Here is a 20,173-nt window from a genome sequence, read left to right as displayed (position 1 = left end):
GCAACCGATCATGTCGGCCTGGGACAACCTTGGTCAGCGAAGGCGGTCGAGGACAAACTGGATGACTCCCAGAAGTACGGTTATGGCAGGGTCAGTCCGCGACGTGTGCCTCGGTGTGGGTGAACGAGAGGAACGTGCGCCAAGGGCCCTTGGAGACATGCAGCACGGGGCCCGGGGTGTTCTTCGAGTCGCGGATGTGGACCGTGGTGGGGACGAGGGCCACCTCGACGCAGTCGCCGCCGCCCGAGCCGCTGTAGCTGCTCTTGAACCATGTCAGCCGGGCGGGACCGGCCGTAACCTGCTCGGTACTCATGCTTCTCCTGCCACGCGCTCGATGAGACGGGCAGACTCCTCCACGTTGAGGGCCTGCGTGCGCAGCTTCCCATAGCGCAGTCCGAAGGTGCTGACCTTTGTCGGGTCGGTGATCACCAGACCTACGTCCTGGGACTCGATATAGCCGACCCGGCGATGCTCCAGCGTCTCCAGAATCACCATAGAACCGTTGTGTCCGGGGTGGAAGCCGCGATCCGACGGCATGACCTGGATCTCGACGTTGCGCATCAAGCCCTGCTCTAGGAGATGCTGGAGCTGCACCCTCGTTACGTCGTCGTTGCCCACCACGGTGGTCAGCGCCGCCTCACCGATGATGAAGGACGACTCCACCAGGGGCGTCCGCGTCAGCAACTTCTGCCGTCCGAGCCTGGCTTCGACATGCTGCTCGATCAACTCGTCTCCGAGCGGCGGACAGTGAGCCGTGAAGAGAGCCCGCGCGTATTCCTCGGTCTGGAGGAGCCCGGGAATTAGCAGAGGTTCGAAGGCGTACCTGCTGACCGCCTCCGTCTCGATCAGCGCGAAGTCCTGGAAGAACGCCGGGAGTTTCGCAAGGTCCACGTCATCCTGCAATACCGAGAGGGTCCCGCCCGCGTTCAGCGTCGTCTCCGCCGCCTCGGTGAACTTCGCCTGCGCCGGTCTGCGGCCCTGCTCGATCGACGCGACCAACTCGACTGAGTATCCCAGCGCTTCGGCGAGCTCCTGCTGGGTCAGGCCCGTTCTGTCGCGCTGGAGTTTGAGCAATTTTCCGTAGCCGACCCAGATTCCAGGACGGTTGTCCCCTGGGGACCGCTGCTTCTTCTGACGGTTGCTGGTTCCCATACGCCTCACACCCCAACGTACCGATGTGCGAATCTCGTTCACCATCCAACGCGTGGCGTACGACCCCGGTCACGGGCCGCGAGCCGTACAACAGGCGTCAGTACGGGGCGTCGCGCCGGAGTTCCCACGTCTGGAGCGACGTGCTTCGTGAGCCGCTCTCACGGACCACCGGTGGCTCGTCCGTCAGGCGGAATCCCGTCTTGCGGGCCACCGCCGCGCTCGCCGCGTTGGCCGGTTCTATGCGGAGCACCGCGCGGCGGACGCGGGTGTCGTGGAACGCGTGGGGGAGTACGAGGCGTACCGCTCGGGACGCCAGGCCCCGGCGGCGGTACAACGCGCCGATTCCGTAGGCGAGTTCGACCTCGGAGCCGTCCCCGGCCGCGACGAACAGCAGCACCTCCCCCATCGGGGTGTGCCCGTCCGTCGTGATGGCGAGCTGGAGCGCCTGGCCCGCCGCCCGGCGTTCGTGGGCGCGGGTCACATACGCGCGTGCCGCCGCCTCGTCGAACGGCGCCCGCAGTGGCGTCCAGCGGTCCATCTCGGGCTCGTCGAAGAGCGCGGACAGGGCCGGGGCGTCCGCCTCGGTCCACTCGCGGAGTCGAAGGCCCTCACCCGCGGGGAGGGGAGTGTGAAACATGGGGTCATCGTGCCGGAGCCCCGCGGCACCCGCCACGGGGCTCCGGCGCTCACGCCTCTTTAGAAGTCGTCATCGAAGCCGACCGTGCCCTCCACCGCCACCTGGTACGCCGACGGGCGGCGCTCGAAGAAGTTCGTCAGTTCCTGGACGCCCTGGAGCTCCATGAACGAGAACGGGTTCTCCGAGCCGTACACCGGCGCGAAGCCCAGGCGCTGGAGGCGCTGGTCCGCCACGCACTGGAGGTACTCGCGCATCGACTCCGTGTTCATGCCCGGCAGACCGTCGCCGCACAGGTCGCGGCCGAACTGCAACTCCGCCTCGACCGCCTCCTTCAGCATGTCGGTGACCTGCTGCTGGAGCGCGTCGTCGAAGAGTTCCGGCTCCTCCTTACGGACGGTGTCCACGACCTCGAAGGCGAAGTTCATGTGCATCGTCTCGTCGCGGAACACCCAGTTGGTGCCGGTGGCCAGTCCGTGCAGCAGGCCGCGCGAGCGGAACCAGTAGACGTACGCGAACGCTCCGTAGAAGAACAGGCCCTCGATACAGGCCGCGAAGCAGATCAGGTTCAGCAGGAAGCGGCGCCGGTCCGCCGCCGACTCCAGGCGGTCGATCTTCTCGACCGAGTCCATCCACTTGAAGCAGAACTGAGCCTTCTCGCGGATCGACGGGATCTCCTCGACCGCGTCGAACGCCGCCGAGCGGTCCGCCGGGTCCGGGAGGTAGGTGTCGAGCAGTGTCAAGTAGAACTGGACGTGCACGGCCTCCTCGAAGAGCTGGCGCGAGAGGTAGAGCCGCGCCTCGGGGGAGTTGATGTGCTTGTAGAGCGTCAGCACCAGATTGTTGGAGACGATCGAGTCGCCCGTCGCGAAGAACGCGACCAGCCGGCCGATCATGTGCTGCTCGCCGGGGGAGAGCTTGGCGAGGTCGGCGACGTCGGAGTGGAGGTCGACCTCCTCGACCGTCCAGGTGTTCTTGATCGCGTCCCGGTAGCGCTCGTAGAAGTCCGGGTAGCGCATGGGGCGCAGGGTCAGTTCGAAGCCCGGGTCGAGCAGGTTCTTCTCTACGGCAGGGGTGGTCATTACTGGCAGGCCTCGCAGGACTCGGGGTTTTCCAGGGAGCAGGCGATGGCGTCGGCGTCCGGCGCCATCCGCGCGGGTACGGGTACGGCGGCGGCGACCGGCTGCGACTTCGCCGCGCGGGCGATCCGCGTCGCCGGGCGCGACCGCAGGTAGTACGTGGTCTTGAGCCCCTTCTTCCAGGCGTACGCGTACATCGAGCTGAGCTTCCCGATGGTCGGCGTCTCCAGGAACAGGTTCAGCGACTGGCTCTGGTCGAGGAACGGCGTACGCGCCGCCGCCATGTCGATCAGGCCGCGCTGCGGGATCTCCCACGCGGTGCGGTACAGCTCGCGCACCTCGGCCGGGATCCAGCCGAAGCCCGCCACCGAGCCGTTGGACTCGCGCAGCGCCTCGCGGGACTGCGCGTCCCACACGCCGAGCTTCTTCAGCTCGTCCACCAGATAGGCGTTGACCTGGAGGAACTCACCCGACAGAGTCTCGCGCTTGAAGAGGTTGGACACCTGCGGCTCGATGCACTCGTAGACGCCGGCGATCGAGGCGATGGTGGCCGTCGGCGCGATGGCGAGCAGCAGGGAGTTGCGCATACCGGTCTTCGCGACGCGCGCCCGCAGCGCGTCCCACCGCTCGGGCCAGTTGAGCTCCACGTCGTAGTGGTCCGGGTGCAGCACGCCGCGCGCGGCGCGGGTCTTCGACCAGGCCGGCAGCGGGCCCTCGCGCTCGGCGAGGTCGCAGGACGCCTCGTACGCGGCGAGCATGATCCGCTCGGCGATACGGGTGGAGAGCGCGGCGGCCTCGGCGGAGTCGAACGGCAGCCGCTTCTTGAAGAAGACGTCCTGGAGACCCATCACGCCCAGGCCCACCGGGCGCCACTTGGCGTTGGAGCGGCCGGCCTGCTCGGTCGGGTAGAAGTTGATGTCCACGACGCGGTCGAGGAAGGTCACGGCGGTGCGGACGCTGTCGTCCAGCCGCTCCCAGTCCAGCTCGCCGCTCTCCGTCACGAACGCGCCGACGTTGACCGAGCCGAGGTTGCAGACGGCCGTCTCGCCGTCGTCCGTGACCTCCAGGATCTCGGTGCAGAGGTTCGAGGAGTGCACGACGGAGCCGGGCTCGGCGGTCTGGTTCGCCGTACGGTTCGAGGCGTCCTTGAAGGTCATCCAGCCGTTGCCGGTCTGCGCGAGCGTACGCATCATGCGGCCGTACAGCTCACGCGCCGGGATGGTCCTGCGGGCCTTGCCCGCCGCCTCCGCCGCGCGGTACGCCGCGTCGAAGCCGTCGCCCCACAGGTCGACCAGCTCGGGCACGTCGGCGGGCGAGAACAGCGACCAGTCGCCGTCCGCCTCGACCCGGCGCATGAACTCGTCGGGGATCCAGTGCGCGAGGTTCAGATTGTGCGTACGGCGCGCATCCTCACCGGTGTTGTCGCGCAGCTCCAGGAACTCCTCGATGTCCGCGTGCCACGTCTCCAGGTAGACGCAGGCCGCGCCCTTGCGCCGGCCACCCTGGTTGACGGCGGCGACGGAGGAGTCCAGCGTCCGCAGGAACGGCACGATGCCGTTGGAGTGCCCGTTCGTGCCGCGGATCAGCGAACCGCGGGCGCGGATACGGGAGTACGAGAGGCCGATGCCGCCCGCGTGCTTCGAGAGGCGGGCCACCTGGTGGTAGCGGTCGTAGATGGAGTCCAGCTCGTCCAGCGGGGAGTCCAGCAGATAGCAGGACGACATCTGGGGGTGCCGGGTACCGGAGTTGAAGAGAGTGGGGGAGGAGGGGAAGTAGTCGAGCCGGCTCATCAGCCCGTACAGCGCGGCGACTTCGTCCATGGCGGCCGGCGAGTCGTCCTTGGCGAGTCCGGACGCGACGCGCAGCATGAAGTACTGCGGCGTCTCGATGACGTCGCGGGTGATCGGGTGGCGGAGCAGATAGCGGCTGAAGAGGGTGCGCAGACCGAAGTAGCCGAAGCGGTCGTCGGCGGCGGGGTCGATCAGCGCGTCGAGGCGGGCGGCGTGGCGGGTGACGAACGCGGCCGTACGGTCGGCGATCAGGCCCTCCGCGTGACCCACGGCGACGGAGGAGGAGAACGAGACGGCGCCCTGGCCGGCGGCCTCGTCCGCGATGGTGCGGGTGAGCAGGCGGGCGGCGAGACGGGAGTACGCGGGGTCCTCGGAGATGAGCCCGGCGGCGGCCTCGGTGGCGAGTTCACGCAACTCGGCCTCGTCCGAGGAGGCGTTGCGGCCACGGAGCGCGGCGGCGGCGACCCGGCCGGGGTCGGTGTCGGCGAGGTCGGCGGTGAGGTCGGTCAGGAGCCGCAGAAGGCTCGTCCCGGGCCCGTCGGCCGGTCCGCCGGCCGCTGCGGCCGTGTCCCGTACCCGCTCGGAGATCGCTGAAGCCGGATCGGCTGGCGCGATGGTCACGTGGTGCTCTCCCTCGCTCGGCTCTGGGCCTCGGGGAGGGCACGGCGGCGCACGCCCGCGTACGCCGTCCCGGAAACGGGCGGCGCGCGGCGCGGCGTCCACCGGCCCAGCCTCGGGGCCCGGACGTCTCGGCACCCGGATCGGTCGAGCCGGATGCGCCGTCGGCAGGTGCTCGGACTCGCGGGCGCGGCAAAGCGCACCACAGCACACCGTTGCGGGACAGTTCCGGATTTTCACCGGATTCTCCTGCGGCGACAGCAGACTTGAGCATACATGTGGGGCTCGTTGGGAGCGGCACCCCCCACATGTTGTGTCACGGGTGTTTCGCCTTGCCCTGAAACGGCCCTGAAAGCCTTAGATTTCCAGGCTGTAGGTGAGCAGGGGCGGGAGGTCGGGATAGGGCGCCCAGTCCCGCTCCGGCGTGCGTACGAAGCCCATCCGCTCGTATATCCGGTGGGCCGCAATCATCGACTCGCGGGTGGACAGCCGCACCCGCAGACACCCTTCGGTGGCTCGCGCGCGCTCCACACACGCCCGCACGAGTGCCGCGCCGACTCCCCGCCCCCGGCCGGCGGACGCGACGGCCAGCATCCGGAACTCCGCCTCGCCGTCCCCGGCCACATCGGCCCACACGGACCCGCCGGCCGCGTAGGTGACCCCGCCGATGAGCTCCCCGTCCGCCCCGACGGCCACGAGCACCTCGCCGCCGTCGGCCCGTGCCGCGACGTCCCGCAGCGGTTTCAGATACGGGTCGTCCTCCCCGAAGTCGAGCAGCCCGTCGTCCAGATAGGCCCGCGCGGTGATCTCACCGAGTACGGCGTGTTCGGCGGCTTCGGCCGCCCTGATCGTGAAGTCGGCCTCCGGCCGTGTCGTCTGGTCCATCCAGGAAGTGTGCGCCACGGTACGACGGTGTCCTGGCGCAGGTCCCGGCTATCGTTGACAGCACTGTGCACGGTTGCATGAGTGCGCGGCGGTTGATGCCGGGTGCGGAGTAAGGAGGGCTCATGACCATGACCACCGACCGAGTGCACGTTTACCCTGAAGAGTTCGATGAGTTCTCCCGGATAGTGGCCCGCACGACTGACCGCGTGCGTCTGGAACTGATCGACGGGAAGCTCAGGAGCAAAGCAGTGCCGGACGGGGATCACGGGCTCATCATTGAGTGGCTGACACGCCAATGCATGCAGTCGCGGCCAGAACTCTGGCTTTATCCCGAACAAGGGCTCAAAGCTCAGGCATACCGGCAGGGACGAGCCAGGGCTGACGGCCTGCTCGCGCCCAGCGGTTCCATTGGGGGCCAAGGTGAGTGGGTCGATCCCGGCCCCGTCCTGATGGCCGTCGAGGTCACCTCGTACGACTCCGACACCGACGCGCGCGACCGGACGGAGAAGCCCCGCGCCTACGCCGAGACCGGTATCCCCGTCTATCTGCTGATCGACCGGGACTCCTGCGAGGTGACGGTCTTCAGCGAGCCGGACGGCGTTCGCTACGAGAGCGCCCGCACCGTGCCGTTCGGCAAGACGGTCGCTTTGCCCGACCCTGTCGGCATCACGTTGGAGACCGAGCAGCTCAAGGACTGGGTGCGCTGACCCACCTCGTACGACGAAGGGCCGCCGCTCCCCGCAGGGGAACGACGGCCCTTCAGCCGTAACGCTCAGCAGCAGCGGAACCCTTCCCTCGGGTCCGCCTCGCGCGCGTCCATGCGGTCGCGTTCGAAGGCGCGGCGCGTCAGGGGCTCCGCCGTCGGGTCGCAGGCGCGGGTGTGGGCCAGGTAGTGGTCGTACGCCGACTCGCCCGTCAACTCCCGTACGTACCAGCGGATCCGGCCCACCGCGTGGCGTACCTTCGCCGCCGAGGTCATGACGAGCCCGTCCCGGCACCCGCCCCGGCGGACGCCTTCGTCTCCGCCGCCGCCAGTTCCGCCTTCTCCTCCTTCGTCGCGAACATGCCCGCCGGTGCGACCAGTTCCGACTTCACGTACGGCGTCTCCGAGAGCTTCACGCTCTCCGGGTGGCGGATCGCCTTGTAGCAGACCCGTCCGGCGTCCGCGATCACGACGATGATCAGGATCGCGAAGAGCGCGCAGAGCACGCCGTCGACCGTCGAGTTGGTGACGACCGTGTGCATGTCGTCCATCGACTTCGCCGGCGGGATCACCTCGCCGTTGTCGATGCCCGTCTGGTAGACCTCGCGCTGCTTGAAGAAGCCGACCTTCGGGTCCTCGGAGAAGATCTTCTGCCAGCTCGCGGTGAGCGTGACCGCCGCGTCCCAGGCCAGCGGAACCGCCGTCACCCAGGCCCATTTGAGCCGGCCGGACTTCACCAGCAGCGTTGTGCACACCGCGAGTGCCACCGCCGCCAGGAGCTGGTTCGCGATGCCGAACAGCGGGAAGAGCTGGTTGATGCCGCCCAGCGGGTCGTGCACGCCGACCCAGAGGAAGTAGCCCCACGCGCCGACGACCACGGCGCTGGCGAACCAGACGCCCGGCTTCCAGCTGACCTGGCGCATCGGCTTGTACACGTTGCCGAGCATGTCCTGGAGCATGAAGCGCCCGACGCGCGTGCCCGCGTCCACCGTCGTCAGGATGAACAGCGCCTCGAACATGATCGCGAAGTGGTACCAGAACGCCTTCATCCCCGCGCCGCCGATGACGGACGAGAAGATTTCCGCCATGCCGAGCGCGAAGGTCGGCGCGCCGCCGGTGCGGGACAGCAGGCTCGACTCCTCGACGTCCTTCGCCGCCTGGGCGAGTTGGTCGGGCGAGATCGTGAAGCCGAGGTTGGCGACCGCCTGGGAGGCGGATTCGACCGTGCCGCCGATGACCCCGGCGGGGGAGTTGATCGCGAAGTACAGACCCGGGTCGATGATGCACGCCGTGATCATCGCCATGATCGCGACGAACGACTCGGTGAGCATCGCGCCGTACCCGATCATCCGGATCTGGGTCTCCTTCTGCACCATCTTCGGCGTGGTGCCCGAGGAGATCAGTGAGTGGAAACCGGACAGCGCGCCGCACGCGATCGTGATGAAGACGAACGGGAACATCGAACCGGCGAAGACGGGACCGTCACCGCGGCTCGCGAACTCCGTGACCGCGTCCATCTTCATCGTCGGCATCGCGACGACCACACCGATCGCCAGCAGCGCGATCGTGCCGACCTTCATGAAGGTCGACAGGTAGTCGCGCGGCGCCAGCAGCATCCAGACCGGCAGTACGGACGCCAGGAAGCCGTACACGATCATCCAGATGACCAGCGTGCCGGCCTCCAGCGTGAAGGTGTCGGCGAGCGAGGACTCGGCGACCCAGCCGCCGGCCACGATCGCGAGCAGCAGCAGCGCCACGCCGATGAGCGAGACCTCGCTGACCTTGCCGGGCCGCATCACCCGCAGATACACGCCCATGAAGAGCGCGATCGGGATGGTCATCGCGATGGAGAAGACACCCCACGGCGAGTCGGCGAGGGCGTTGACGATGACCAGTGCCAGTACCGCCAGCAGGATGATCATGATGAGGAAGACCGCGATGAGCGCGGCGGCGCCGCCGAACGGGCCTATCTCGTCACGGGCGATCTGGCCGAGCGAACGGCCGTCGCGGCGCGTGGAGAAGAACAGCGTGACCATGTCCTGGACCGCGCCCGCGAAGATGACACCCGCGACGATCCAGATCGTGCCCGGCAGATAGCCCATCTGCGCGGCCAGCACCGGTCCCACGAGCGGTCCCGCGCCCGCGACCGCGGCGAAGTGGTGTCCGAAGAGCACGCGCCGGTCGGTGGGGTGGAAGTCGACGCCGTTGTCGAGCCGTTCGGCGGGCGTGGCCCGGGTCTTGTCGACCTTCAGGACCCGGCGCGCGATGAATCTGGAGTAGAAGCGGTAGGCGATCGCGTACGAGCCGAGTGCCGCGGCCAGCATCCAGACCGCGGAGATCTCCTCCCCGCGCGACAGCGCGAGGACCCCCCAGCCGACCGCGCCCACCAGAGCGACGAGCGCCCATATGACAACCGACTTCGGCGTGAGACGCCCGGACGATTTCGGTGCGGAACTTGGCTGTGCCGGCTCTGGCATGGCGAGTCGTCCCCTCACTGGATCACCTGCTGAAACTCGCAGGAAATCTAGGGGACCTTTTCGGCACGCGTCACCCCCCGTCCGCATATCGGTACGGCAACGGTGTGCGTTCCGTACTCCTGCGTCGGTTCCCGAACATGCCCTTTGACGTGGGCTTACGCCGATATCGGTGTTCGGCCGGCCGGACTCAGTCGGTCGGTCTGCGCAGCCGCGCCACGAACTTGTACCGGTCGCCCCGGTACACCGAGCGGACCCACTCCACGGGCTCCCCGGAGGTGTCGATCGAGTGCCGCGAGAGCATCAGCATCGGCAGGCCCACATCCGTCCCCAGCAGCCCCGCCTCGCGCGGTGTCGCCAGTGACGTCTCGATCGTCTCCTCGGCCTCCGCCAGGTGCACGCCGTACACCTCGGCCAGCGCCGTGTAGAGGGAGGTGTACTTGACGAGCGAACGGCGCAGCGCGGGGAAGCGTTTGGCCGAAAGGTGTGTGGTCTCGATGGCCATCGGCTCGCCGCTCGCCAGCCGCAGCCGTTCGATGCGCAGCACGCGGCCGCCGGCGGTGATGTCGAGCAGTCCCGCGAGCGTGTCGTCGGCGGTGACGTAGCCGATGTCGAGCAGTTGCGAGGTCGGCTCCAGGCCCTGGGCGCGCATGTCCTCGGTGTACGAGGTGAGCTGCAGCGCCTGCGACACCTTGGGCTTGGCCACGAAGGTGCCCTTGCCCTGGATCCGCTCCAGCCGGCCCTCCACGACCAGCTCCTGGAGCGCCTGGCGCACGGTGGTGCGCGAGGTGTCGAACTCGGCCGCCAGCGTGCGCTCCGGCGGCACCGGCGTGCCCGGCGGCAGCGTCTCCGTCATGTCGAGCAAATGCCGCTTCAGCCGGTAGTACTTGGGCACGCGTGCGGTACGGGTGGCCGCCCCGTTCTCGGTCTCGGTGCCGCCCCCGTCCGTGGCCATCGTCTGCCTTCCCGACTCCTGTGCTGCTGCCGTCACCGGCTCCTCCGTCTGTTGCGGCTCACATGGTGGCACGGTCCGGTCGCGGGTCGTCTCCCCGATCCAGGTGTCGGTCCGATAACGGACACGACAGCCCTCTTATACACCCTTGACACCCCTAAAGGTCTAGGCCAAGCTCCCCGTACTGGTCTAAACCATTAAAGACCAGGTCCCAGCCCCGGTGGTACTCGTCGTAAGTCTTCGCGGTGGGGAGGGGGTTGCAGGAATCCCTGAGGAGGGTGGCGTGAAGCGCAAGCTCATCGCGGCGATCGGCGTCGCGGGCATGATGTTCTCGGTCGCGGCGTGTGGATCGGACGACAGCGGTTCGGCGAAGGACCCGAAGGACCGTAAGGACACAGTCACCGTCTGGCTGATGGTGGACGCGCAGAGCACCTGGCCGGAACTGGTCAAGGATGTCAACGCGCAGTTCAAGGAGAAGTACCCGAACGTCAAGGTCAATGTCCAGTACCAGCAGTGGGCTGACAAGGCCAAGAAGCTCGACACCGCCCTCGGCGGCGACAAGTTCCCGGATGTCGTCGAGCTCGGCAACACCGAGACGATGCAGTACATCCTCAACGGCGCGGTAGCCGAGGTCGACCCCAAGAAGTACGACAACTCGGACACCTGGATCCAGGGACTGAAGGACACCTGCACCTTCGAGGGCAAGCAGTACTGCGTGCCCTACTACGCCGGTGCGCGCGTGGCCATCTACAACACGGACATGCTCAAGAAGGGCGCCGGCCTCGACACGCTGCCGGAGACCGAGGACGAGATGCTCGCGGCGATGGACAAGATCGCCGCCGAGAACGGCAAGAAGGACAAGCGTTCCTCCAGCCTCTACCTGCCGGGCCGTTACTGGTACGCCGCCATGTCCTACGTCGCCGCGTACGACGGCGCGATCGCCACGTACGACGAGGGTGCCAAGGAGTGGAAGGCCTCGCTCTCCTCGCCCGAGGCGCAGAAGGGCATCCAGCACTTCATCGACCTGGTCAAGAAGTACAACAAGGCCGACCAGACGAAGGACGAGCAGGACCACGCCAACGTGATGGCCAACGAGAAGGCGGCCCTCATCTACGGCAACGGCTGGGAGTCGGGCTCCGTCATCGACGGAAAGAACAACGGCAACCCGAAGCTGGAGGGCAAGATCCTCACCGCCGGAATGCCCGGCCCGAACGGCAAGGCGCTGCCCTCCTTCATCGGCGGCTCCGACCTGGCGATCACCAGCAAGTCCAAGGTCCAGGACCTGGCCGAGGACTGGGTCTCGATGTTCACCAGCGAGAAGTCCATGGAGGTCCTCGCCGGCAAGAACATCCTGCCGAACAACGAGAAGCAGCTGGAGCCGCTGAAGGCGAAGCCGGAGACCGCTCCGATCGCCAACGCCGTACCCGACGCGTGGTTCACCCCGATCGCGCCCGGCTGGACCTCCATCGAGAAGGAGGAGGTCCTGGAGAACATGCTCCTGTCGATCCTCAAGGGTGACTCCGTGGCCGACGCCACGAAGGAAGCCGACGCGAAGATCAACGAACTGATCAACGAAGAGTCCTGACCCAGGAGTCCCGGGCCGGGGCCCGAACCACACACGTCCCCGGCCCAAGGGTCCTGAACGCCAGGGCCTCCGGCGCCCCCGCCCCCGGAGGCCCCTGGGTCTGCGGGGGCGGGCGTCCGGTCACCACCGGGCCCCGCTCCCCGCCCTTTCGGGCGCGGATTCGGTGCGGAGAACGAAACGGAAGGTCAGTCACGTGACTGCTGCCGACACGCAGGAGGCCGCCGGACCACCGGCGCCCCCGGTACCGCGTGACCCGAAAGGGACAGACGGCCGGCCCGCCCCCGGGAACGGGACGGTCAAGGCGACCGGGAAGAGACGCCGCAAGAAGGGCGAACTCCTCCCGTTCCTGCTGATCCTCCCGGCGATCGTCGCCATCGCCGCCGTCTACGCCTTCCCGCTCACCAAGACCGTGATCATGTCCTTCCAGGACATGGGCCGGCGCGAGCTGTGGACGGGGGAGCCGCCGCCCTGGGTCGGCTTCGAGCAGTTCACCAACATCCTCGGTGACAGCGAATTCTGGTCCGTCACCGGCCGCACCGTCCTCTTCATGGCCGTCTGTGTCGGCCTCACCATGGCCATCGGCCTGCTGGTCGCCATGATGATGACCCGGCTGTCCACCTGGGTGCGCCTGACCCTGACCGCGGCGCTGATCGCCGCCTGGTCGATGCCCCTGATGGTCGCCGCCTCGATCTTCCGCTGGCTCTCGGACTCCGACTACGGCCTGCTGAACACCCTGATAGCCAAGGTCGCCGGCGAGGACTTCCTCGGCCACAACTGGTTCCTCGACCCCTGGCAGGGCTTCGCGATCATCACCCTGCTGGTCGTCTGGGGCGCCGTCCCGTTCGTCGTGATCACGCTGTACGCGGCCCTCACCCAGGTCCCCCGGGAACTGGAGGAGGCGGCGGCCCTCGACGGAGCCAACGTCCGCGGCATCTTCCGCTACGTGACCTGGCCCGTCATCCGCCCGGTCTTCGTCATGGTCACCACGCTCTCGGTCATCTGGGACTTCAACGTGTTCGGCCAGATCTGGCTGCTGCGCGGCAACAAGCCCGAACCGGAGTACGAGACCCTCGGCCTCTACTCCTTCTCCAAGGCCTTCGAGTCCACCTCCTTCAGCCAGGGCACCGCGATCGCCCTGATCACCGTCCTGCTGCTCTCCGGCGTGGCCGTGTTCTACCTGCGTCAGCTGATGAAGACAGGAGAGGTCGAATGAGCACCTCAACCTCCACCGCGCCCGCGCCCGTCCCGGCCACGCCCCCGGCGGTCGTCGGGCAGAAACTGCGCCCGGACCGCAAGAAGAGCCGCGGCGTCTACGACGTGCTCGGTCTGCTGTTCGCCGTCGTCATGGCGTTCCCGGTGTACTGGCTGGTCATCAGCTCGCTGCGGCCCAACCACGAGATCCGCTCCTACGACCAGACGCTGTGGCCGTCGTCGCTCACCTTCGACAACTTCGCCCGCGCGGTCGACCAGCCGAACTTCTCCACCGCCGTCCAGTCCAGCCTGATCGTCTCGGTCACCGCCGTCGTCGGCGGCATGATCATCGCGACGCTGGCGGCGCTCGCCATCGGCCGGTTCAGATTCTTCGGCCGCCGCGCGCTGCTGATGGTGCTGATCCTCGTACAGATGCTGCCGCCCACGGCGATGCTCATCCCGATCTACGCGCAGCTCAACGCGATGGGGGGCCTGGACGAGTACTGGGGCCTGATCATCGTCTACCTGGTGTCCACGCTGCCGTTCGCGATCATCATGATCCGCGGCTTCGTCGTGAACATCCCGGTGGAGCTGGAGGAGTCGGCGATGGTCGACGGCTGTACGCGGATGGGCGCCTTCCGGCGGGTGATCTTCCCCCTGCTGGCCCCGGGCCTCGCGGCGGCGTCGATCTTCGCGCTGGTCAACGCGTGGAACGAGTACCTTTTCGCGTACATCCTGATCAACGACAACTCCAAGTACACGCTCAACGTGTGGCTGATGACCTTCACCACCGAGCGCGGCACCGACTACGGGGCGCTGATGGCGTCCTCCACCCTGATCGCGCTGCCCGTGGTGGTGTTCTTCATGATCATTCAGAAGAAGATGGCGACCGGTCTGACATCCGGCGCAGTAAAGGGATAGCGCCGTATGACCACTCTCACCCACAGCTCCGACACCCTGACCCGCGACGCTCTCGCCGTCCTCCAGCCCGGCTTCCGGGGCACCACGGCGCCCGACTGGCTGCTGCGGCGCATCGGCGAGGGGCTCACCTCCGTCGGCCTCTTCGGCCGCAACATCACCTCGCCGGCCCAACTGGCCGCGCTCACCGCGCAGCTGAGGGCCGAGCGGGACGACGTCCTCGTCGCCATCGACGAGGAGGGCGGCGACGTCACCCGTCTCGAAGTGCGCGACGGCTCGTCCTTCCCCGGCAACTACGCGCTCGGCTCCGTCGACGACGTGGACCTCACCCGGGCCGTGGCGCGCGAGCTCGGCGGCCGGCTCGCCGCGTGCGGCGTCAACCTCAACTGGGCGCCGTCCGCCGACGTCAACTCCGACGTCAACAACCCGGTCATCGGCGTCCGGTCCTTCGGCGCCGACCCGGCGCTCGTGTCCCGCCACACGGCCGCCTATGTGGAAGGTCTCCAGTCCGCCGGGGTGGCCGCCTGCACCAAGCACTTCCCCGGACACGGCGACACGGCCGTCGACTCCCACCACGCGCTGCCCCGCATCGACGTGGACGTCGACACCCTCCACGCCCGTGAGCTGGCGCCCTTCCGCTCGGCGATCGCCGCGGGTTCCAAATCGGTGATGAGCGCGCATATCCTGCTCTCCGCGCTCGACCAGGACCGCCCCGCGACTCTCAGCCCGCAGATCGTCACCGGTCTGCTCCGGGAGGAGCTGGGCTTCGACGGGCTGATCGTCACCGACGGCATCGAGATGCAGGCCATCGCGTCGACGTACGGCATCGAGCGCGGCTCCGTCCTCGCGATCGCCGCGGGCGTCGACGCGATCTGCGTCGGCGGCGGCCTGGCCGACGAGGAGACCGTCCTGCGCCTGCGCGACGCTTTGGTCGCGGCGGTACGGGAAGGCGAACTGCCCGAGGAGCGACTGGCCGACGCGGCGGCGCGGGTACGCGCCCTCGCCGACTGGGCGCTCCGGGTGCGGGGGGCTTCGTGGCCGGGCGCGGCCGTACAGGAGGGGACCGCGCCCGGCAACGGCGGCACGGGCACCGGCGCCGGCACCGACATCGGGCTGATCGCCGCGCGCCGCGCCCTTCGGGTCACCGGCACGATCGAACCTCTTCAGGAGGCGCCCTACGTCGCCTCCTTCGCGCCCGTCGCGAACATCGCCGTCGGCGACGAGACCCCCTGGGGCGTCGCCGCCGAACTGGCGGCGCTGCTGCCCGGCACGGAGACCGGCACCTACGGCGGCGAGAACACCGCGGCCGAGGTGCTGGCCGCCGCGGGGGAGCGCCGGATCGTCGCCGTCGTACGCGACATCCACCGGCACGCCTGGATGACGGCCGTCCTCGACGGCATCCTCGCGGCCCGTCCGGACACCGCCGTCGTGGAGATGGGGGTCAACCACGCCGAGCCCGCGGGAAGCCCGCACATCGCCACCTACGGAGCCGCGCGGGTCTGCGGCCGCGCGGCGGCGGAGGCCCTGACGGGCCGGGGGGCCTGAGCACGGCACCGGTGACGAGAACGACGGAGGGGCCGCACCCGCGGCCCCTCCGTCGTTCGTCCGCCCGGCGTCCCGGGAGAGTCCGTCAGATGCGCTGCCAGTCCGGCTTGGCCGCGTAGGTGGCGCGGAAGTACTCCGCCAGCTTCAGCTTGGACGCGGCGGCCTCGTCGACCACCACGGTGGCGTGCGGGTGCAGCTGCAGCGCCGACGCGGGGACGACGGCGGCCACCGGCCCCTCCACGGTCTGCGCCACCGCCTCGGCCTTGCCCTCGCCCGTGGCCAGCAGCACCAGGTGCCGGGCTTCCAGGATCGTGCCGATGCCCTGCGTGATGACGTGGTGCGGGACCTCGTCCGGGCTGTCGAAGAACCGGGCGTTGTCCTCCCGGGTCTGCCGCGTGAGCGTCTTGATACGGGTGCGCGAGGCCAGCGACGAGCACGGCTCGTTGAAGCCGATGTGCCCGTCCGTACCGATGCCGAGCAGCTGGAGGTCCACACCGCCGGCCCCGGCGAGCGCCCGGTCGTACGCCTCGCACGCCGCCTGGACGTCCTCGGCGGCGCCGTCCGGCCCCATGAACGCGTCCTCGGTGAGCCCGAGCGGTTCGACGACCTCGCGCAGGACCACCGAGCGGTAGGACTCCGGGTGCCCGGCCGGCAGGCCGACGTACTCGTCCAGCTGCGCGATGCGGGCGCCCGAGGCGTCCACCTCACCGGCGCGCACCTTGGCGGTCAGCGCCTGGTAGACGGGCAGCGGGGTCGATCCTGTGGCCACCCCGAGCAGGGCGTCACGCTTACGGCGCAGCAGACCCGCGATGCTCTCCGCTATGAGCTCGCCGCCCGCCTTGGCGTCCTGGACGATGACAACTTCCACGCTGGGCCTGCCGATCTGGTAAGAGTCCTCTGAGTCTCGTGGTATAGACCAATCTAGCAGAGCGCCGGGCGACGGCGCGGCTCCTTCCACGGGTGGGGGCAGGTGTTCGCGCGGTGGACTCGTAAGGGCCTCGTGAGCGCCGTCGCCCGGTCGTCTCCGGCGGCGCGGGGGCGCCCCGGCAGGCTCGCGACGTGCGGTGATCGCGGCCGGCGGGCCGGGCGGGGCCCGGAAACACCCACGGGCCGCGGCGCCAGGACGGGACCCTCAGCCCGTCCGGCACCGCAGCCCGGAGTTGCTACGGCCGCGAGGGCCGTGAGGAGGTATCGACGCAGTCAGGGCAGAGAGCGCCGGTTACCTCGTTCCGTCCTCCTGTGCGGGGAGGGCGGAAGCTTTACCCAAGCATTGTGGACTAGACCATTCTCATCTGTCCATGGATCGGGGAGGGCATTTTCCGGCCCCACCCACCACCACGCCGTACGGATCGTCCCGGTTCACCTCGCGGGTACGCTCCCCTGTGTGCCCTCCATGAACGACCTCGTGCGCCAGCACACCGCCCTGACCGAGTCCGACCTCGAATGGCTCCATCTGCTGGTCTCGGAGTGGCAGCTGCTCTCCGACCTGTCCTTCGCGGACCTCGTCCTGTGGGTCCCCACCCGCGACGGCGCCCGCTACGTCTCCGTGGCCCAGATGCGGCCCAACACCGGCCCCACGTCCTACCAGGACGACATGGTCGGCCATCTCGTCCCCCGGGGCCGCAGACCGCTCCTGGACGCCGCGCTGGACGAGGGCCGGATCGTGCGGGAGGGGGACCCCGAGTGGCGCGAGGAGGTCCCGGTACGGGTCGAGTCCATCCCCGTACGCCGCGACGGCCGCGTGCTCGGCGTGATCGCGCGCAACACCAACCTGCTCACGGTCCGCACCCCCAGCCGGCTGGAGCTGACCTACCTCCAGTCCGCATCCGACCTCGCGCAGATGATCGCCGCCGGATCGTTTCCCTTCCCCGGCCAGCAGGTCGACATGGACGCCTCGCCGCGCGTCGGCGACGGTCTGATCCGGCTCGACGTCGACGGCGTCGTCCAGTACGCGAGCCCCAACGCCCTCTCCGCGTATCACCGGCTGGGACTCGCGTCCGACCTGGTGGGACACCACCTCGGACAGACGACCGACGAACTGGCCCCGGCGCGCGGCCCGGTGGACGAGGCCATGGTCAAACTGGCCAGCGGATACGCCCCGCGCGAGACCGAGATCGAGAGCAGTGGCGGCGTCATTCAGCTGCGGGCCATCCCGCTCAAGCCGAAGGGCACCCGGATCGGCTCGCTGATCCTGCTCCGTGACGTCACCGAACTGCGGCGTCGTGAACGCGAGTTGATAACGAAGGACGCCACGATCCGGGAGATCCACCACCGGGTGAAGAACAACCTCCAGACGGTCGCCGCGCTGCTCAGGCTCCAGGCGCGCCGGATGGACTCGGAGCAGGGCCGCGAAGCCCTCAACGAGGCGGTGCGCAGGGTCGGTTCCATCGCCATCGTCCATGAGACGCTTTCCCAGAATCTGGACGAACGCGTGGAGTTCGACGAGATCGCCGACCGGGTGCTCGCGATGGTGTCGGAGATCTCACCCGGCAAGACGGTCCGCCGGACGGGCCGCTTCGGGATTCTGGACGCGGAGGTGGCCACGCCGCTCTCGATGGTCCTGACCGAGATCCTCCAGAACGCGCTGGAGCACGCCTTCGCGACGGGGGAGCGCGGCACAGTTGAGGTGCACGCCGTCCGCAGCGGCGGGAGCGCCCCCAAACGCCCGGCCGGCGAGGGGCGTTCGGACGCCCGGCTGCTGATCACCGTCCAGGACGACGGGCGCGGACTGCCCGAGGGCTTCGACCCGCGACGCGCCGGCAATCTGGGTCTGCAGATCGTACGGACTCTGGTGGAAGGCGAGTTGGGCGGCGGTTTCGACATGCTTCCCGGCCAGGAACGGGGCACACGTGTGATCCTCGACATCCCGGTCGAGCCGCACAAGTAACCGGCGCGCGCCCGTCCTTCGGGCGGTGCGCCGCGTTCCGGCCGCCCGTTCTTCACAGCATTCTCACCGCGGCTGTCACAGCAACGAGCCCCGGACCGTGGTGACGGTCCGGGGCTCGGCCTCAAGCTCTATGACGTTTGCGCATCGGGGGGTACTGCGCGCTGCGGTTCGGGGGCGGGGTTATGCGTACACGCTGTACGCGCCGCCGTGCTCAAGGTGTGGCGGGGGCTCAGGCGGTCGCGTTACGCGCCCGGTTGCGAGCGGCACGACGCTTCATCGCGCGGCGCTCGTCCTCGCTGAGGCCACCCCAGACACCCGAGTCCTGGCCGGACTCGAGCGCCCACTGCAGGCACTGCTCCATGACGGGGCAGCGACGGCAGACGGCCTTGGCTTCCTCGATCTGCAGCAGCGCAGGACCGGTGTTGCCGATGGGGAAGAAGAGCTCCGGGTCTTCCTCGCGGCAAACGGCGTTGTGACGCCAGTCCATGGCTGCTACCTCTCTTGGTGTTACGTGCGGATTGCTTGTGAATGTGAACGCTTTCACGAATCCCCCGACAAGGGAAGGGCCGACTCCCAGATGAACTGGTGTGGTCCTGGTTTGAGGAGGGGGTTCTGGCGCTCAGCGGAGGCCGGTGATGCGGGCCGTCCCGAGCGCCATGTAGAGATTCGCAAACCTCGGCTGCGGATACAACCCCTTCAGGAAAGTTTTTTTTGATTCCTCGGTGTCGACTCGGTCACAGCCGTACTTCCATGGGGTGGATGCCAGCCTAAACGTTCGAGTGAAAGGACTTTCCTTACTTCCACTCACACAATCACACGCAGTGCACGGCGTACGCCTGTGAACGTCACGCTAGTTCGCAGTCCCAGGTGGTCGCCATCCATCTGGAAGGGCAGTGGGACCTTCGATTGCAAGGTGAAGTCGGTCAGGTCGTGCAGGGAAACCGCGTGCCTGCCGTGCGGCCCCCGATCGGGGGTCGAATTGAGCAGCTGCGTCGCATAACGAGCCACCGCCGGAGTCGACAGCCTGCTCAGTCCGAGCACGTCGAGAGCCGTGTCGAACGAGGCGCCCGGCGACGCGTACAGCGGACGATTGCCCAGGTAGGAATAGGGAGCCGTGTTGCAGACTATGGACAGCACGAGGTCCGTGACCGGCTGCTCGCCGGGGCGTTCGAGGGTGATCATGCCGCGCCGGCGATGGGGCTCGTCGAGGAACTGCCGTACGACCTGGCGCACATAGAGCGCGTGCGTGGACCGCTTACCGCGCTCGCGGTGCTGTTCGACCCGGCCGACCACTCCCGCGTCGAATCCCAGCCCCGCGCAGAAAGTGAACCAGCGTGCGGGAACCGATTCGTCGTCCGTACCCGGAGTGCCGCCCGCGAGTCCCAGACCGACAGTGCGTTCGCTCCGGTTACTCAGCGCGTCCAGAATGGCGCCGGTGGCTTCCACGGCGTCATTGGGCAGCCCGAGCGCGCGGGCGAAGACATTCGTCGAACCACCCGGCACAACGGCCAGCCGGGGCAGCCGGTCGGGGTCAGGACCGCCGTGCAGAAGGCCGTTGACGACCTCGTTGACCGTGCCGTCACCGCCGAGCGCGACGACCAGCTCGATGTCCTCGGAGTCCGCCGCGCGCCGCCCCAGATCCCGGGCGTGCCCCCGGTACTCGGTCGTCACCGCCTCCAGCTTCATCTCGCTGGCCAGCGCGTGGATGAGTACGTCGCGTGTGCGGGCACTGGTGGTGGTTGCTGCCGGATTGACCACAA

18 protein-coding genes and 1 riboswitch are annotated in these 20,173 nt (G+C 68.5%); of the genes, 6 read left to right on the top strand and 12 right to left on the bottom strand.

Annotated features, from left to right (window positions below; translation table 11 throughout):
- Positions 1-91 precede the first annotated feature (91 nt).
- The 6 genes from GXP76_RS18755 to GXP76_RS18730 all read right to left on the bottom strand — a co-directional run bounded on the left by GXP76_RS18755 (position 92) and on the right by GXP76_RS18730 (position 6,158).
- The gene (locus GXP76_RS18755; RefSeq protein WP_242572700.1) at positions 92-313 is read right to left on the bottom strand and encodes a DUF397 domain-containing protein; all 222 of its coding nucleotides are present in this window, start codon (positions 311-313) and stop codon (positions 92-94) included.
- Complete coding sequence (locus GXP76_RS18750) at positions 310-1,152, bottom strand: helix-turn-helix transcriptional regulator (RefSeq protein WP_242572699.1); 843 nt, start codon at positions 1,150-1,152, stop codon at positions 310-312. The genes GXP76_RS18755 and GXP76_RS18750 overlap by 4 nt, the downstream gene beginning before the upstream one ends.
- A gap of 97 nt (positions 1,153-1,249) precedes the next feature.
- Positions 1,250-1,789 (bottom strand): GNAT family N-acetyltransferase, encoded by a 540-nt coding sequence (locus GXP76_RS18745; protein WP_242572698.1) that lies wholly within the window; start codon positions 1,787-1,789, stop codon positions 1,250-1,252.
- Between the two features lie 59 nt (positions 1,790-1,848).
- Positions 1,849-2,868 (bottom strand): ribonucleotide-diphosphate reductase subunit beta, encoded by a 1,020-nt coding sequence (locus tag GXP76_RS18740; RefSeq protein WP_242572697.1) that lies wholly within the window; start codon positions 2,866-2,868, stop codon positions 1,849-1,851.
- A complete protein-coding gene (locus GXP76_RS18735; protein WP_242572696.1) occupies positions 2,868-5,276 on the bottom strand; it encodes a ribonucleoside-diphosphate reductase subunit alpha in 2,409 nt (802 codons plus the stop codon). The genes GXP76_RS18740 and GXP76_RS18735 overlap by 1 nt, the downstream gene beginning before the upstream one ends.
- Before the next feature lie 145 nt (positions 5,277-5,421).
- Positions 5,422-5,554, bottom strand: a riboswitch (cobalamin riboswitch).
- 76 nt (positions 5,555-5,630) lie between these two features.
- Complete coding sequence (locus GXP76_RS18730) at positions 5,631-6,158, bottom strand: GNAT family N-acetyltransferase (protein ID WP_242572695.1); 528 nt, start codon at positions 6,156-6,158, stop codon at positions 5,631-5,633.
- A gap of 122 nt (positions 6,159-6,280) precedes the next feature.
- Between GXP76_RS18730 and GXP76_RS18725 the strand changes: the two genes are divergently transcribed.
- On the top strand, positions 6,281-6,865 hold the full coding sequence (locus tag GXP76_RS18725) for a Uma2 family endonuclease (RefSeq protein ID WP_242572694.1): 585 nt from the start codon (positions 6,281-6,283) through the stop codon (positions 6,863-6,865).
- 65 nt (positions 6,866-6,930) lie between these two features.
- Here GXP76_RS18725 and GXP76_RS18720 read toward each other — a convergent pair whose 3' ends face one another.
- The 3 genes from GXP76_RS18720 to GXP76_RS18710 form a co-directional block, all read right to left on the bottom strand.
- Positions 6,931-7,137 (bottom strand): YbdD/YjiX family protein, encoded by a 207-nt coding sequence (locus GXP76_RS18720; protein ID WP_242572693.1) that lies wholly within the window; start codon positions 7,135-7,137, stop codon positions 6,931-6,933.
- Complete coding sequence (locus GXP76_RS18715) at positions 7,134-9,338, bottom strand: carbon starvation CstA family protein (protein WP_242572692.1); 2,205 nt, start codon at positions 9,336-9,338, stop codon at positions 7,134-7,136. Before GXP76_RS18715 ends, GXP76_RS18720 begins: the two co-directional genes overlap by 4 nt.
- A 187-nt stretch (positions 9,339-9,525) precedes the next feature.
- A complete protein-coding gene (locus tag GXP76_RS18710; protein ID WP_242572708.1) occupies positions 9,526-10,290 on the bottom strand; it encodes a GntR family transcriptional regulator in 765 nt (254 codons plus the stop codon).
- A 280-nt stretch (positions 10,291-10,570) separates the two neighbouring features.
- Here GXP76_RS18710 and GXP76_RS18705 point away from each other — a divergent pair, with 280 nt between their 5' ends.
- From GXP76_RS18705 to GXP76_RS18690, 4 genes are all read left to right on the top strand, one after another.
- The gene (locus GXP76_RS18705; RefSeq protein ID WP_242572691.1) at positions 10,571-11,872 is read left to right on the top strand and encodes a sugar ABC transporter substrate-binding protein; all 1,302 of its coding nucleotides are present in this window, start codon (positions 10,571-10,573) and stop codon (positions 11,870-11,872) included.
- 193 nt (positions 11,873-12,065) lie between these two features.
- A complete protein-coding gene (locus tag GXP76_RS18700) occupies positions 12,066-13,085 on the top strand; it encodes a carbohydrate ABC transporter permease (RefSeq protein ID WP_242572690.1) in 1,020 nt (339 codons plus the stop codon).
- Positions 13,082-13,984: a carbohydrate ABC transporter permease gene (locus tag GXP76_RS18695; RefSeq protein WP_242572689.1), complete on the top strand. Its 903-nt coding sequence runs from the start codon at positions 13,082-13,084 to the stop codon at positions 13,982-13,984. The genes GXP76_RS18700 and GXP76_RS18695 overlap by 4 nt, the downstream gene beginning before the upstream one ends.
- A gap of 6 nt (positions 13,985-13,990) precedes the next feature.
- A complete protein-coding gene (locus tag GXP76_RS18690; RefSeq protein ID WP_242572688.1) occupies positions 13,991-15,526 on the top strand; it encodes a glycoside hydrolase family 3 protein in 1,536 nt (511 codons plus the stop codon).
- 85 nt (positions 15,527-15,611) lie between these two features.
- Here the strand turns inward: GXP76_RS18690 and nagB are convergent, their stop codons facing one another.
- A complete protein-coding gene (gene nagB / locus GXP76_RS18685) occupies positions 15,612-16,394 on the bottom strand; it encodes a glucosamine-6-phosphate deaminase (RefSeq protein WP_242572687.1) in 783 nt (260 codons plus the stop codon).
- A 525-nt stretch (positions 16,395-16,919) separates the two neighbouring features.
- Here nagB and GXP76_RS18680 point away from each other — a divergent pair.
- Entirely contained in the window at positions 16,920-18,413 is a 1,494-nt protein-coding gene (locus GXP76_RS18680) for a PAS domain-containing sensor histidine kinase (protein ID WP_242572707.1), read from the top strand.
- Positions 18,414-18,642: 229 nt separating this feature from the next.
- On the opposite strand, the gene GXP76_RS18675 is transcribed toward GXP76_RS18680, so the two are convergent.
- Both GXP76_RS18675 and GXP76_RS18670 read right to left on the bottom strand, forming a co-directional pair.
- Complete coding sequence (locus tag GXP76_RS18675) at positions 18,643-18,900, bottom strand: WhiB family transcriptional regulator (RefSeq protein ID WP_004937597.1); 258 nt, start codon at positions 18,898-18,900, stop codon at positions 18,643-18,645.
- A gap of 317 nt (positions 18,901-19,217) precedes the next feature.
- Entirely contained in the window at positions 19,218-20,171 is a 954-nt protein-coding gene (locus GXP76_RS18670) for a diacylglycerol kinase family protein (protein WP_242572686.1), read from the bottom strand.
- Positions 20,172-20,173: the final 2 nt, after the last annotated feature.

It is taken from the genome of Streptomyces sp. NP-1717 (genome assembly GCF_022695985.1).
GTDB lineage: Bacteria > Actinomycetota > Actinomycetes > Streptomycetales > Streptomycetaceae > Streptomyces.
This window is presented reverse-complemented; position numbering and strand designations above follow the sequence as displayed.